Genomic DNA, 15,066 nt, shown 5'->3' with positions numbered 1-15,066 from the left:
ATCTTGACAACAGCGCGGCCAGCGCCGGCGCCTGCAGGGCGCGGGTCAGGTCGGGGGCGAATTCGGGAGCGGGGAGGGCGAACGGCAGGACGAGCGAAATGTGGGTCATCCCGGTATTGTAGGCCAAATGCCGGTCCCGGATAAGCCGTAGAGGTGAGTGCCGGGTCGTAAAGGGCCCGGCGACGCTACGCCGGCGGCCCGGCGCGTCTGCGTACGGCGACTTTCTTCAGTGCGCTATTGAGTTCAGGCCTGGACGACCCATTTAGGGGGCAGGGAACCGCTCATAGCTACGGAGGAGAGCGCGATGAAACGTCTCTTTGCATTGTGGCGCATGGTCGCCGGCCAGGATCTGCGCCTGCTGTGGTTCGCCATCCGGCATGAACAACGTCCCGGGTGGCTGTTGCCCGGACTGGCTGGACTGGCACTGCTCGCTGTCGAGCCGCTGAATTTCGCCGTGCCGGTGTTCGGCGTGGTCGATGAGCTCGTGCTCATGCCCCTCATTCTGCATGGCATGATGAAAATGTTGCCGGTCCAGGTCGTCGAGGGTTTTGCGCGCGCTTACGCGGGGCGCCCGCGTGGCCGCCGTTGAGTGAGGCGGCGCATCTGCGCTACGACGACGGGTCGCGCTGCCCGAACAGGACACACACGTATTGCCTATTGCTTGGGCTGCAGCAGGAAGCAAGCCAGGGCCGGGAGCAGGACGAGGGCGCCCAGCATGTTCCAGACAAACATGAAGGCGAGCAGGATGCCCATGTCGGCCTGGAACTTGATCGGCGAGAAAGACCAAGTGGCGACGCCGACCGCCAGCGTCACTGAGGTCAGTATCACGACCTTGCCCGTAAACAGCAGTGCCCTGTGGTAGGCTCCCGACACTGATGCCCCCCGGCGCAGCTCGGCCAGCATGATGCTCATGACGTAGAGGGCGTAATCGACGCCGATGCCGACACCGAGCGCGATCACCGGCAACGTGCCGACCTTGACGCCGATGCCCAATCGGACCATCAGCGCCTCGCACAACACCGAAGTCAGGATGAGCGGCAGGACGGCGCAGGCAACCGCCCGCCAGGAGCGGAAAGCGACGAGGCACAGCAGGACGACGGCGCCGTAGATCCAGTACAGCATGTCGCGGCTGGCCTCCTTGACGACGCTGTTGGTCGCCGCTTCGATGCCGGCGTTGCCGGCTGCGAGGAGGAAGCGTGCCTGGTCGGAATTATTGGCGGCGGCGAAGGTTTCGACCTTTGCCACGACGCGGGCCAGGGTGTCGGCCTTGTGGTCGGTCAGGTAGATGTACACCGTCTGCAGGCTGCACGTGTCGTTGTCGAGGCCGCGCGGTGCGCGGGCGGTGGTCGCGTTCAGCATATCCTGGTTGTGCAGCAGATCCGACCAGCGCGGATCGCCCTCATTGAGGCCGACGATGACGCGGCGGTTGAACTGCGCCAGGCTATGGGTGGAATCGACGCCGCCCAGCTGCAGCACCTCCTGCTCCAGCGCGTCGATCCGCATCAGCGTGTCGTAGGCCGCGCAGGCGCCTTCCGGCGTCGTCACCATCACGGCGAAGACATCGCTGCTCGCGCCGTAATGGCTGCCGAGGAAGGCCACGTCACGGTTATAGGTGGAATCGGGACGCAGTTCCGGCGCCCCTGGATCGAGATCGCCAATCTTGAGATCGCTGCCGACAATATAACCGCCGGCCCCGAGCAGCGCGGCGGCGCACAGTGCGCCGAGCGCCCAGGTGCGCTGCGTGAACTGGCCAAGGAAGAGCCACAACGGGTTACTCCTCGCGCCTGTCTGCTCGGCGATTTCCGTGCGCAGGCTGCGTCGCGCCGCGGCCGGGCTGACCCCGACGAAGGATAGCAGGATGGGCAGCAGGATCAGATTGGTGAATATCAGCACGGCAACGCCAACGCTGGCGATGACGGCAAGGTGCTGTATCGCCCGGATCTGGATGATGGTCAGCACGGCGAAGCCGACGGCATCGCATAGCAGCGCCGTCAGGCCGGCGAGGAACAGGCGGCGGAAAGTATGGCGGGCAGCGACGACGCGATGGGTGCCGCGCCCAATGTCCTGCATGATCCCGTTCATCTTCTGCGCCCCGTGGCTCATGCCGATCGCGAAGACGAGGAAGGGCACCAGCACCGAATAGGGGTCGAGTTCGTACCCGAACAGGGTGAGCAGGCCGAGCTGCCAGATCACGGCGGCCAGGGAGCAGGCGACCACCAGGAGGGTGCTGCGTACGCAGCGCGTGTAGACGAAGAGAGCGACGGCGGCAAGCAGCACGGCGGCGGCGAAAAACAGCATGATCGCGCGCACGCCGGCGATCAATTCGCCGACCACCTTGACGAAGCCGGTGACGTGAATGCGTACCCGGTCACTCTGGAAGCGATCGCGCAGCGCTTCCACGCCTGCATTGACCCTGGCGTAGTCGAGTGGCGTGCCATCAGGATAGGCGGCCAGCAGCGGTACCAGGATGATGCTGGACCTGCCGTCGAATGCGACGAGCTGACCGATCTCGCCCGAACGTTCCATGTTGCGACGCAGCTGAACCAGATCCTCCGGCGTGCCGGCGTAGTCCTGGGGAATGACCGGCCCGCCTTCCAGGCCTTCTTCGGTGACGCCGATCCAGCGGGTGGAAGGCGTCCACAGCGATTTCAGCTGGGCGCGATCCACGCCGGGTAGCAGGTAGAGTGCGTCGTTCAGCTTCTGGAGCATTGCCAGGTAGTCGGTATCGTAGATGTCCCCCTGCGTGTTCTCGACGGCGATGCGCAGCGCGTTGCCGAGGCCGGCAAGATCGCGCTTGTGCGCAAGGTAGTTGGCAATGTAGGGGTGGCCGGTCGGGATCATCTCCTCGAAGCTGGCGTTCAGGCGCAGCCTGGTCGCCAGGAAGGCCATGGCCAGGGTCACCAGCAGGCAAACGGACAGGATGACCAGCCGGTTGTTGAAGAGGATGCGTTCGGTGCGGGATCCGGAATTGACGTCGAAATCGGCGAGGTTGCCGACCACTTCCTGATCCGACATGCCGTCGTGGGTGTTCATGGCGGAGGCAGGCGCCGTGGGCCGCGATAGGTGGCGGCGACGATGGCACCATCCGCCGCCTCGACCGCCGCCGTCAGGGGCGGAAGCGGCGGCAAGCGCAACGGCCGCACCCTCTCGCCGCTGCCCCGCAGCGCTTGCCCGGCCTGATTGGTGAAGAGCAGGCCGCCTCCGGACAACGGCGCGACATGTGCCAGGCTGACCGGCACGGCGACGTCGAGCCGTTTCCAGGACTTGCCCTGGTCTGCGCTGACGAAAGCATTGCCGCGCAGCCCGCCGACCACGACCTTGCTGTTGTCCGGTGCGACGGTGAAGAAGCTGCCTTCGTAGGGCAGCTTGAGGGTGGAGAAATGCTCGCCGCCGTCGGTCGAGCGCAGCACCAGGCCATGTTCGCCGGCGATGTAGAGCACCTCGTCGACGGCAGCGATGGCGTTGAGGTGGTAGCCCTTGGGATTGTCCAGGTGAGGCATCCAGGGCTGCCAGGTCCTGCCGCCGTCCTCGGTGCGGAAGATGATGCCGTAGGCGCCGACGACGAAGCCGCGCTGCGGTGTTGTGAAATGCAAGTCGAGGAAGGGCTTGTCGGGACCATCGGCGACCAGACGCTCGGCCTCCTGCAGCGCGTGCTTGTTGGCTGGGTTTGGCTCGCGTGCGAACGCCTGCTGCGCCGCGTCGAGGGCAGCGGTGGCGGCGTTGCGGCCGTCGAGGCGCCGACTCCAGGTCTCGCCGCCGTCATCGCTGGCCAGCACGACGCCGGCATGTCCCACGGCCCAGCCAGAATTTGCGGACGGAAACGCCACCCGGGTGAGAGTCACCGCTACCGGAACCTGCCTTGCCTGGCGCCAGCTTCTGCCGTCGTCGTCGGAAAGCAGCACCGTGCCCCGCTCGCCGACCGCCACCAGCCGCTTGCCGGCTCGCGCAATGTCGAGCAGGAAGGCGGCATCGGCGCGCCTGGAGATCATCGCCGGCCGCTCGAGCGGGTCGGCGACAGGGGCGGCGCCGCAACAGGCTGCCGGCACCAGCATGGCCGCCGCCGCCCGGCAAAGCCGTTGCAAGGGCTTCATCGCACTTTTAGCGCCGGCCAGGCCATCGCTGCGGCAGACCTGGCTCAGCGGAGGCCTTGGCCGATCAGCCAGTCCGGCGTGAAGCCCCCGTCCGGCAAGGGCGCGATCAGCTTGATCTGGCTCGGGCTCTGGTTCATCATGAAGTCCATGAACAGGGTACCGGAGATCAAGTCGTAGATGCCCCAGTACAGGGATATTTGTCCCGGCAAGTCCGGCACGGCTACGGGAATGGCGATCGGCATCCGCGCCAGCTGGCCATTGGCGTCCCAGCGGTCAGCCAGGACCGCGATCCAGGTGTCCTCGTCGAGGTAATAGCGGCTTCTCGGCGAGGTATGGCGCCGCCCTGGCTTGAGGGTGGCCTCCACGACCCAGACGCGGTGCAGTTCCCAGCGCACGTGGTCGGGGTTGAGGAAGTGCTCGCCCAACACGTCCGTGTCCCGGGTCGGAACCAGGGTGCGGTTGCTGTTGTAGGGGATGTACATCTCCTTCTTGCCCACCAGCTTCCAGTCGAAACGGTCCGTGCGGGCGGAGAAGACCCATGCCTCGTCGAGGTTGGCGAGGCCGCCCGAGGATGGCGTAGCCGTGTCGCAACATGGGTTGGGTACCTTGCGCGCGCGGCGCTGGCCGGGCAGGTACGACCAGAGGTTGGATCTGGATTCGTCGCGATTGAAGCGTGCCGCGATGCTCTCGCCGGCGCGCACCGGCGGGCCGGTGTAGATGCCGCGCGCGAGCCAGTATACGCCCGTGTATTCGCCCTCGCCATCCTTCATGTAATACGGCCACTGGTAATCGTAGGTGCCTTCCCGTATCAAGACCCGGCGGCCGTCGGAGGTCACGAGATAGCCGCGGACCTTCTCCAGCTTCGCCGCGGGTGGCGACCAGCGCAGCTCATGGTTGTAGATAGCTTCGACACCGTTCTTGGGAATGGGGAAGGGCGTGCCGCCGTAGGCGCCGTCCGGCTGCGGTCCGGCGCCGCCTTCCACAATCCTGGCGCGGGTGGCGTTCTTGAAAGTGTTGTCGTAGACCCACTGCGGGGCCGCTGCCGTGCGGTGGGTCGGATAGACGTCGATGCGGAAGTCCGGATACTTCTTCATGAGCGCCTTGACGCCCTCGCTCAACTGGTCGGCGTACTGCGCCATGTTCCGTGCGCTGACGGTGAACAAGGGCTTCTCGTTCGCGAACGGGTCGGGGCGTCGGCCGCCGTCCTTGTAGTTCTGCAGGGGCGTGGTATAGCCGCCGGTCCAGGCCGGGATCGTGCCGGCCTGGTTGCCGGCTTTCTCGGCGCCGAAGGGGGTCAGGTCGGTCTTGAGGTGCGCCGCCTCCTCGGGGGAGACGGCGGCGAAGGCGGTGGCCGCGGCTGCGGCCACCGTGACGAGGACGGCTCTCAGACCGGCTTGCAGCTTGGAGGGCATCGTTCATCTCCTCAGAACGTTCGGCGAATGGAGAACGCCAGGAAGTCACGGTCCTTCAGGGCTTGTCCGTAGGTGAGTCTGCCGCTGGCGTCCGTGACGGGCTGTTCCCTCCCGTAATAATGGGTGTAGGACAGGCTCAGGCCCCAGGTAGCGAGATAGGTGCCGCTCAGGCCGATACTGAGGTCGCCGCCGCCTTCCGGTATGATCGGGCCGAGCGCCATGGAACGCGAGCCTTTGGGCGCATAACCCAGGCCGACGGGAACGGACAGGTCGAGGCCGGGTACAATCTGGCGGAACACCGGCTCGAACACTTGCCGCAGCGCAAACGCATCGCGCGTCGCCCTGGGGGTTACCGCCGAGGGGTTCTTCTCCACCTTGAGCACGCGGTTCCAGATGATTTCTCCGCTGTAGTTGGCTTCCCTGAACAGGGCCGTGGGCGGCACGCTCCAGAGGACGGCCACGTTCACATGCGCGGTGCGTCCCGTGGCGTAGGCGGGATGGCTGCTGTTGTCGGTGGCACTGCCGCCTACGGCGCTGGTATCGACCACCCCGGTGCTGGCCAGGTTCTGGTTGCGGCGAATCGAGGCTTCCGCCGCCAGGGACACATTGTCGAAGGTACGGCTGGCACTGGCGCCGTAGGCCGTGATGCCCTCGTGATAGACCAGCTGGTAGGAAACCGGGCCGCGCAAGCCGCAGCTGGCAGGCCCGGTCTGCACCGATCCCGGCACGACGCAACCCGCCCCCGGGAAGTCACCGGTCACCGGCCTCAGGCCCAGGTTGGTCACCACCTGCGGACTCTTGCTGTGAAAGCGGATGGCATAGAGCCCGTAGTCGGTCTCCCCGTGCCGGATGGTGAGCCTGATGCCCCCCTGGCCGGAGTTCCTGGCGTTCTCGTCTTCGACGCGCGGCACGTTGTCCTGCAAGTATGGCCCCCCGCTGGCCACGGTCGGTAGACCAAGCAGGATCTGTTCGGCGCCCGCCGGGGAAGTATCGGCCTGGGAGAAATAGCTACCCACCGCCGGCAGACGGCTGGCCTGCCAGCGCAACTGGTAATAGGCCGCCACACTGACATCAGGTTTCAGCTGTACCTGGCCGGACAACATTTGCACCGGCCGGATGGCTTCCTTGAACAGGGTGTTGGGAACCGACGACAGCTTGACGGCATCGACCGGCATCATGCCGCCGGCAATGGCGTTGTTGCCGAAGAACAGTGATTCGCCCCAGATCTGCGCGTGCCGGCCGACCCGCACCGTGGTCGGCTTGTCGTCAAGGTCGAACTTGCTGAAAACAAAGGCGTCGAGCAGTTCCGCCTTGCGGCCATGAATGGTCCGCGTCGGGTCCGTGAAGCTGTTGTATGGCACGGACAACTGGTTGGCCGTGCCGTCGTTGGGATGGTCGTTTCTTTTGTTGTAGATGTCGTCGTACCAGGCTGCGGCACTCAGCCGCATGCCCATCTGTTTGTAGGTGAGGTCGAATTCGGAGAGCAGATCGAGGCGATTGGAAATCATCCCCCGGTGGAAGTTGGCATTGCCGTCGTTAAGATTGCGATTGGCCGTGAGGATCGAAGAGGGGTTGTGGATCCTCCAGGCGTTGCTGTATTTCAGGGTATTGTCCCAACGGATGGTCAGGTCTGGATTGCCGGTGGCGATCTCGCCGGCCCAGCCGACCGTCATCGTCCCCAACGACGTCACGATAGCGACAAGCGCCAGACGGGCACGGTTTGGGCAAAGGCAAGACTCCCGCTTTCCGACAGCGTCCATGGAGTTCATACGATGCTCCTCCGAAGTCGTGTTTGCGGTATTTTGTCTTTGACAGGTGAGCCGGCTATTATTTCTTTGATCAGCGTGCGGGCTCAAAGACCGTCAACCTTATGTTCGGGAGGTTAGTCGAAATTCCGTTAATGTAAAGGATGCTTTATTACTGTGCGGCGATGCCGCCACAGGATGCATCGGGGAACCACGCCGCCGCTGGTCAGGAGCTCTTGAGAACGGGCAGTCGGATGAAGGTGGGCAACTATGAGGTATTCGAACAGATCGCCGTCACCGCCGGCGGCACGCTGCACCTTGCCCGGGAATTTCCCGCCGGAGGGGACGCGCTGCTCAAGCTGCCCGCACAGGAGAACGCGATCGAGAGCTTGCGGCGGGAATATGCCTTGTTGCAATCCGTCAATGCCCCCGAAATCATCCACCCGCTGGCCCTGATCGAGGAAGGGCCGCACCCGGCCCTGGTTCTGGAGCCGTTTGCCGGCGAGGGTCTGGATACCGTGCTGACGCGGGGGCCACCTCTTTCTCTGCCGGAGGTGCTGACCCTGGCCCTGCAGGCGGCGCGCGCCCTGGTGGCACTCCATGCGGGTGGCATCGTGCATCGCGATCTCCGGCCCGCCAATCTTTTGCTGGCCCATGGCCGCGACCAGGTGCAGCTCAAACTCGCAGACCTGAGCCAGGCGAGAGCGCACAAGGGGAGTACCTTCCCCCCTATAGCGGCCGTCTGCGACTGGGCTTATGTGTCGCCCGAGCAGACCGGGCGCATGAACCGGCAGGCCGACCACCGCACCGATTTTTATTCGCTGGGCGTCCTGCTGTATCGGTTGCTGACCGGCTTGTTGCCGTTCGAGGCGGACGACCCGCTGGAATGGGTGCATTGCCACCTCGCCCGCACGCCGGTTCCGCCGAACGGACTGGCGCCGGACCTGCCGCAGGTTGTCTCGGATCTCGTTCTCAAGCTGTTGGCCAAGACGCCGGAAGAGCGCTACCAGAGTGCCACCGGGCTGGAGGCCGACCTTGAGCAGTGCCTGGCCTGCTGGCACGAAACCGGGGCGATTGCACCGTTCGCGCTGGGCACGCGTGATCTGGCCGACCGGTTCCAGCTCCCGCCCAAGCTGTATGGCCGCGAGCGGGAAACAGCGGCGCTGCTGGCCGCATTCGAGGCGGTGGCCACGACGGGCGCTTCTCGGATGGTCACCGTGGTCGGGTATTCGGGCGTCGGCAAATCGGCCCTGATTCAGACTCTGCACCAACCTGTCGTGGCCAGGGGTGGCTACTTCCTGGCCGGCAAGTTCGACCAATACCAGCGCGACATCCCCTACGCCACCCTGGCCCAGGCATTCGACGGCCTGGTGCGCCAGCTCCTGGGCGAAAGCGAGGCGGACGTCGGACAATGGCGACAGGCGCTGCACGAAGCGCTGGAAACGAACGCCCAGCTCCTGGTGCGCCTGATCCCCCGGCTCGATCTCATCATCGGGCCGCAGCCTCCCGTGCCCGAGCTGCCGCCGCAGCAGGCGCAAAGCCGCTTCCAACTGGTGTTCCGGCGTTTCCTTGGCGTGTTCGCTACGGAAGAACACCCTTTGGTGCTGTTCCTCGACGACCTGCAATGGGTGGATGCGGGAACGCTGGCCCTCCTGGTCGATCTGGCCACCGATCCCGACGTGCATTACCTGTTGCTGGTCGGCGCTTACCGCGATAATGAAGTCGAGGGCAGCCATCCGCTGATATGTGGCCTGGAAGCGATCCGTCAGGCGGGTGGCGCGACAGAAAGCATCGCGCTCGCCTCGCTGGTGCTGGAAGATGTCGCTCGACTCGCTGCCGAAGCGCTGCATTGCCCACCGGCCGCGGCGGAACCGCTGGCGCAGCTGGTGTGGGACAAGACCGGCGGCAATCCCTTCTTCACGCGCCAGTTCCTGGTCACCCTGGCCGAGGAAAAACTGCTGCAGTTCGATGCCGGCCACGGAGGCTGGCGCTGGAACCTGCCGCGCATCCAGGCCAAGGGGTTTACCGACAATATCGCAGACCTGATGGTGGCCAAGCTTGCCCGCCTGCCCCAGCAGACACAGGCGGTCCTGGCCCGGTTCGCCTGCCTGGGCAACGTCGCCGACGCCGCCACGCTCGGCCTCGTTCTGGAGCAACCCACCGACACCGTGCACACCTGGTTGCAGGCCGCCGAACAGGCCGGATTGGTGTGCCGCCAGGAGGATAGCTATACCTTCCTGCATGACCGGGTCCAGGAAGCGGCTTATGCGCTGCTTCCCGCTGCGGTGCGCGCGCCCATGCACCTCGCCATTGGCCGCCTCCTGGTCGACCGCCTGGGCGCCGAGGCGGTCGCGGAGCGGATCTTCGAAGTGGTTGGCCAGTTCAATCGCGGCAGCGAAGGGATCGAGTCCCGGGAGGAGCGCGAGCGGATCGCCGAACTGAACCTGCTGGCCGGCCAGCGCGCCAAGGAAGGGGCCGCCTACGCGTCGGCCCTGTCCTACCTCGCCGCCGCCACGTCGCTGCTGCCGCCGGACTGCTGGGAACGGCGCTACCCGCTGAGCTTTGCGATCGGACTGGCCAGCGCCGAGTGCGAATTCCTGACCGGTGATCCAGCGCAAGCCGAGGCGCGCCTGGCCGGACTGGTGCGACGCGCCACCGATCTCGTCGACCTGGCGGCCGTCGCCAGCCTGCGGCTGCAAATCTTCATTACACTTGGCCAGCCCGAACGCGTCATCGAGGTGACCATCGGCTATCTGCGCCGCGTCGGCATCGCGTGGTCGGCCCATCCGGTCGAGGAAGAGGTCAGGCGCGAATACGAAAGTTTGCTGGAGCGGATCGGTGAGCGCCCGATCGAGGACTTCCTGGCCCTGCCGCCGATGACGGACCCCATCGCCGCCGCAACCATGAATGTCCTGAATGAAGCCTATGTTCCCGCCGCTTACACCGACCGCAACCTGGCCTGCCTCGTCGCGCTGCGGATGGTCAACCTGAGCCTGGAGTACGGCAACGGGGAGGCGTCGTGCGCGGCTTATACCATGTTGGGCGCGGTGCTCGGACCGTGTTTCGGCGATTACCAGTCTGCGTTCCGTTTCGGCAAGCTCGGCGTGGCGCTCGTGGAGCGGGATCAGGTGGCGCGCCTCAAGGCCCGCGTTTATATCATTTTCGGCGTAACCGCGAATTTTTGGCGGAGACACCTGCGCGACTGTGTCAACTACTTCCGCCTTGGCGTCGACGCGGCGCTGCGCGCCGGCGATACCAATTATGCGACGGCGGGCCACTATCATATTGTCGCCACGCTGTTCGCCAGCGGGGCGCCGCTCGCCGAATTGCAGCAAGAAGCCGAGGCCGCACTCGACTTTACCCGCCGGGCACGCTACGGCATCATGACTGTCGTCGGCAACGGACTGCTCCGGCTGATCCTCATGCTGCGCGGATTGACACCGGTGTTCGGCTCCTTCGCCGGTCCTGACTTTGACGAGGGCGCGTACGTGCGGCAGGTGGAAGCGAATCCGAACCTGTCATATGCCGCCTGTCGCCACTGGCTCCGCACGCTGCAGGCGCGCTATTTCGCCGGCGACCCGGCCGGCGCCCTGGCGGCGGCGGCAAAGGTGCAAGTCGTCGAGTGGCAGGTGCAGCGGAACTTCGATTTTGTCGAGTACCGCTATTTCACGGCACTCGCGCATGCCGCTTGCTGGGGGCCGGCTTCCAAGGCCGAGCGGCCGTCGCACCGGCAGGCCGTGGCGGCGTCCCACGCACAATTGCAGCAGTGGGCGGCGAGCTGCCCGGAGAACTTCGCCGGCTGCGCTGCCCTGGTCGGCGCCGAGCTCGCCCGGCTCGATGGGCGCGAGGTCGATGCCGAGCGCTTGTACGAGCAGGCGATCGCATCGGCCCGAGACAACGGTTTCGTGCAGCATGAAGCCATCGCCCACGAACTCGCCGCCCGCTTCTATCTGGCACGTGGTCTTCCAACCTCCGGCAACGCCCATCTGGATCAGGCGCGCGCCTGCTATGCGCGCTGGGGTGCGGACGGTAAGGTGAAGCAGCTTGAAGCGCAGTACTCGTCGCAGCGCGCGCGCAGCGCGGGTGCGGCGGCTGCCCCGCTCGACGCCGAGGCCCGGCTCGACCTGATGTCGGTGGCCAAGGCATCGCAAGCCATTTCCGGCCAGATCGAGCTCGACGATCTGATCGACACCCTCCTGCGCCTCGTGCTTGAAAGCGCCGGCGCGCAAAGCGGATGCCTGCTGCTGGCGCGGAGCGACGAACTGGTGCTGGCAGCCGAGGCCCACGTCGACCAGCAGGCGGTGCAGGTGCGCCGGCACGCCCAGCAACCGCCGTCGGCTGCACAATTACCCCTGACCCTGCTTCAATATGTGCGGCGCAGCCGGGAACCGGTGTTGCTGATGGACGCTACCGAAGCGCACACTTTCGCCGCCGACCCATACTTCGCGCACCAGCCGCCGCAGTCCGTGTTGTGCCTGCCGGTGCTGCGCCAGGCAGCGCTGGTGGGCCTCCTGTACCTGGAAAACCGGCTGACCAGCCACGCGTTTCCCCCGGACCGGGTCCAGGTGCTGGAGTTGCTGGCATCCCAGGCCGCCATCTCGCTCGACAATGCCCGCCTGTATGCCGACGTGCGCGACAGCCATAACCGCATCCGGCGCCTGGTCGAGTCCAATATCATTGGCATTTTCTTCTGGGATTTTGGCGGCCATATCCTCGATGCCAACGATGCGTTTCTCGAGATGGTCGGTTACTCCCGGCAGGAATTGCTGGCCGGTGAAGTGAATTGGGGCCGCATGACCCCGCCGGAGTATTGGCAGCTCCACGAGGAAAAAGCAACGGATGTGCGCACCACCGGGGCAGTCAGCAATTATGAAAAGGAATACATCCGTAAGGATGGCAGCCGCGTCCCGGTCCTGATCGGCGCCACCCTCTTTGACAATTCACAGGATCAAGGCGTGGCTTTTGTGCTGGACTTGACCGAACGCAAGCGGGCAGAGGCCGAACAGCAGGCGCGCCAGGCGGCGGAAGCGGCCAACCGCGCCAAGAGCATTTTCCTGGCTAACATGAGCCATGAATTACGCACCCCACTCAACGGCATCCTCGGCTATGCCCAGCTCCTGGAGCATAGCCCGGCGCTGGATGTCCCTCATGCGGCGCGGGTGATCCGCAAGAGTGGCGAACATTTGCTCACGCTCATCAACGACATCCTGGACCTGGCCAAGATCGAAGCCGGCAAGATGGAACTGTACCCGGACGACATCTCTCTTGCGTCCTTCGTGCAAGACCTCCTCGACATCGCGGGCGTGAGGGCGGCGCAAAAAGGATTGGAGCTGGTGTGTGACCTCGACCCTGGCTTGCCGCTCTGGTTCCGGGCCGACGAGAAACGGGTGCGCCAGGTCTTGCTCAACCTGTTGTCCAATGCCATCAAGTTTACCGAGCGGGGATACGTGACGCTGCGGGTACGCTTTGCGCTCCCCGACCGTTGGCGCTTCGAGGTGGCCGATAGCGGCGTCGGCATTGCCGCCGATCAGCTGAAGACCATCTTCGAACCTTTCGAGCAAGCCGGCGACCGCCAGCACCGCGCAGCCGGTACCGGGCTGGGCCTGACCATCAGCCGCCAGTATGTGCGTCTGATGGGCGGCGATATCCGGGTCGAAAGCCGGCCGGGGCAGGGCAGCACATTCTACGTCGAGATTCGGGCGCAGCCAGTGGACAGGGCAACAGAGGCGCCGGCGACCACTGTTTCCGTCCGGGACGTGATCGGCTATGCGGGACCGCGCAAGAAGGTGCTGGTGGTGGACGATATCGCCGAAAACAGGGCCATGGTGCTCGATTTGCTCACGCCGCTCGGCTTCGCGGTGAGCGAGGCGAGCAACGGCCGCGAAGGGGTGGAGATGGCCCAGCGTCTGCGGCCTGACCTGATCCTGATGGATGTCGCCATGCCGGAGCTGGACGGGCAGGCCGCCACCCGGCTGTTGCGCCAGTCGGGCCTCTGTCGGGAGGTACCGATCATTGCGGTCTCGGCCAGCGTGTCGACCAGTGACAGCGAACAATGCCTGGCAGCCGGGATGAATGCGTTTCTTCCCAAGCCGCTCGATGCGGACAAGCTGCTGGACCGGATGGGGCGGCTGCTGGGCCTGGAATGGGCGTATCGGGCCGCGCAAGCGCCAGCGGAAGCAAGTGCCATGGTGGCTCCGCCAGCTGAAGAAATGGACGTGCTGTATCGGCTGGCCAGACTGGGCAACATGCAGGAAATCATGGCGCAGGCTGGCCGGCTGGCCAGCATGGACGAACGCTATCGCCCCTTTGCCGACCGGTTGATTGCGCTGGCCAAGGGCTACCAGTCCAAGGCCGTGTTGCGCCTGGTGGAAGGATATCTGCAACGAGACGCCTCGACCTAGAGCCTGTCTCGGTAGGCGCGACCTGGCGGCGTGGGCACCGTACTGGGATAGGCTCCAAGAACACCGCTCGGCGCGCGTGGACGCGTGGCCGTAAAGCGAGCAAGTATGTTTTACCGGTGGCATGGCGCATCTGAATTTTTCAGTTCGCTATTGAGTTCAGGCCCGTCCGACCCATTTAGGGGGCAAGGAAACGTCCAGCGCACGGAGGAGAGTGCAATGAAACGCATCTTTGCATTGTGGCGCATGGTCGCCGGTCAGGACCTGCGCCTGCTGTGGTTCGCCATCCGGCATGAGCAACGTCCCGGGTGGCTATTGCCCGGACTGGCTGGATTGGCACTGCTCGCTGTCGAGCCGCTGAATTTCGTCGTGCCCATGTTCGGCGCAGTCGATGAGTTCGTGCTCGTGCCCCTCATTCTGCACGGCATGACGAAAATGCTGCCGGTGCAAGTCCTCGATGGTTTTGCGCGCTCTTATGCCGGGCGACCGCGTCGCCGCCGTTGAGTGAGGTAGACAAATTTGACTCTGGGGCCAGTCAGGTCCATGTAACTTTTGCATTCCATGGAAAGCCGCGTAGGCCATACTTACCGACTTCAGGGTCTTCCAAGAGAGCTTGGTTGCACAAATTCTGCCATCCATGACCTGATTGGTAAGACGCTCCTTCCAACCAATCCCGGAAATCAAGACTGAGGTCCGCTGGATCGTCCATACATCATCCATAACTCACTGAGATCGAGTTGAAGGTTTGAATCCTGAACTTGTGAAGAAAGGAACTCAAGTTGAGAGGCAGAATCCTCTTCTTGTACTTCGGGTTTCGATGAAATAATACTAACACTAACCGCTGCCTGATTAGGTCAGCACTTGAGTCTGGCTCCTTCAAACGGGCTGCGATTCAATCAGATCGGCGGGCGGACCTATCGGCATCGTGAAAACCATTCGAAGCCGCAAACCCCTGGACGAAAACCGCACAAGAACATTACTCAGAAGAACTGCTGAGGCGCCTTAACTTGGGTGGATTGTGTCGCACCCGCCAGACGCGATGGTGGTTCAATTTGCAAACATTGGATAGTTTTTATCCAATGGAACTAATGTATAGTACCAACGTCATCTGGATAAGCCGGGTTCGTCGCTTATAAGCTCTTTTCATGCAAGCCACTATCCGATTTTCAATGGGAATGCATGCTTGGAGCATGGAAAATATTGATGTCTCTCGGTCCATTTGGCGGCACGCCACCGGGGTATTGTTGGTCAGTATATTTTAGGTAAATCGAATAAAACATAAGTCGGTGGAAATATTAACGATTTTTTGGAGATGAGAATGCCTTTTGTGCAGCTTCCGTCAGTGTTGCGTGGGTTGGTTTTATCTCATTTAAATTATAGGGATTTAAATGTTGCGTCCTTAGTTTCACGTCAATTGCGG

7 protein-coding genes are annotated in these 15,066 nt (G+C 64.0%); 3 read left to right on the top strand and 4 right to left on the bottom strand.

Annotated features, from left to right (window positions below):
* Window positions 1-304 precede the first annotated feature (304 nt).
* Window positions 305-589: a hypothetical protein gene (locus tag AC1DYX_RS17540; protein ID WP_477261069.1), complete on the top strand. Its 285-nt coding sequence runs from the start codon at window positions 305-307 to the stop codon at window positions 587-589.
* 65 nt (window positions 590-654) lie between these two features.
* On the opposite strand, the gene AC1DYX_RS17535 is transcribed toward AC1DYX_RS17540, so the two are convergent.
* The 4 genes from AC1DYX_RS17535 to AC1DYX_RS17520 are packed head-to-tail and all read right to left on the bottom strand — an operon-like array spanning window position 655 to window position 7,272.
* Window positions 655-3,033, bottom strand: a complete 2,379-nt coding sequence (locus tag AC1DYX_RS17535; protein WP_477261067.1) for an efflux RND transporter permease subunit — start codon at window positions 3,031-3,033, stop codon at window positions 655-657.
* Complete coding sequence (locus tag AC1DYX_RS17530; protein WP_477261065.1) at window positions 3,030-4,091, bottom strand: WD40/YVTN/BNR-like repeat-containing protein; 1,062 nt, start codon at window positions 4,089-4,091, stop codon at window positions 3,030-3,032. Before AC1DYX_RS17530 ends, AC1DYX_RS17535 begins: the two co-directional genes overlap by 4 nt.
* Before the next feature lie 44 nt (window positions 4,092-4,135).
* Window positions 4,136-5,503 carry a DUF1329 domain-containing protein gene (locus AC1DYX_RS17525; protein ID WP_477261063.1) on the bottom strand — a complete coding sequence of 456 codons (1,368 nt, stop codon included), beginning with the start codon at window positions 5,501-5,503 and terminating at the stop codon, window positions 4,136-4,138.
* A gap of 11 nt (window positions 5,504-5,514) precedes the next feature.
* Window positions 5,515-7,272: a DUF1302 domain-containing protein gene (locus AC1DYX_RS17520; protein WP_477261061.1), complete on the bottom strand. Its 1,758-nt coding sequence runs from the start codon at window positions 7,270-7,272 to the stop codon at window positions 5,515-5,517.
* Window positions 7,273-7,502: 230 nt separating this feature from the next.
* Between AC1DYX_RS17520 and AC1DYX_RS17515 the strand changes: the two genes are divergently transcribed.
* Both AC1DYX_RS17515 and AC1DYX_RS17510 read left to right on the top strand, forming a co-directional pair.
* Entirely contained in the window at window positions 7,503-13,649 is a 6,147-nt protein-coding gene (locus AC1DYX_RS17515) for an AAA family ATPase (protein ID WP_477261059.1), read from the top strand.
* A 216-nt stretch (window positions 13,650-13,865) separates the two neighbouring features.
* Window positions 13,866-14,150 carry a hypothetical protein gene (locus AC1DYX_RS17510; RefSeq protein WP_477261057.1) on the top strand — a complete coding sequence of 95 codons (285 nt, stop codon included), beginning with the start codon at window positions 13,866-13,868 and terminating at the stop codon, window positions 14,148-14,150.
* The last annotated feature ends 916 nt before the right edge of the window (window positions 14,151-15,066 follow it).

This window comes from Massilia sp. P2_C2, assembly GCF_056404615.1.
The sequence above is the reverse complement of the archived record's forward strand: the minus strand, read 5'-3'. Positions and strand labels throughout refer to the sequence as shown.

Bases quoted from the DNA above. Each gene is read 5' to 3' on its own strand.
- AC1DYX_RS17540 (WP_477261069.1), top strand. From the start codon at position 305: ATGAAACGTCTCTTTGCATTGTGGCGCATGGTCGCCGGCCAGGATCTG.
- AC1DYX_RS17535 (WP_477261067.1), bottom strand. From the start codon at position 3,033: ATGAACACCCACGACGGCATGTCGGATCAGGAAGTGGTCGGCAACCTC.
- AC1DYX_RS17530 (WP_477261065.1), bottom strand. From the start codon at position 4,091: ATGAAGCCCTTGCAACGGCTTTGCCGGGCGGCGGCGGCCATGCTGGTG.
- AC1DYX_RS17525 (WP_477261063.1), bottom strand. From the start codon at position 5,503: ATGCCCTCCAAGCTGCAAGCCGGTCTGAGAGCCGTCCTCGTCACGGTG.
- AC1DYX_RS17520 (WP_477261061.1), bottom strand. From the start codon at position 7,272: ATGAACTCCATGGACGCTGTCGGAAAGCGGGAGTCTTGCCTTTGCCCA.
- AC1DYX_RS17515 (WP_477261059.1), top strand. From the start codon at position 7,503: ATGAAGGTGGGCAACTATGAGGTATTCGAACAGATCGCCGTCACCGCC.
- AC1DYX_RS17510 (WP_477261057.1), top strand. From the start codon at position 13,866: ATGAAACGCATCTTTGCATTGTGGCGCATGGTCGCCGGTCAGGACCTG.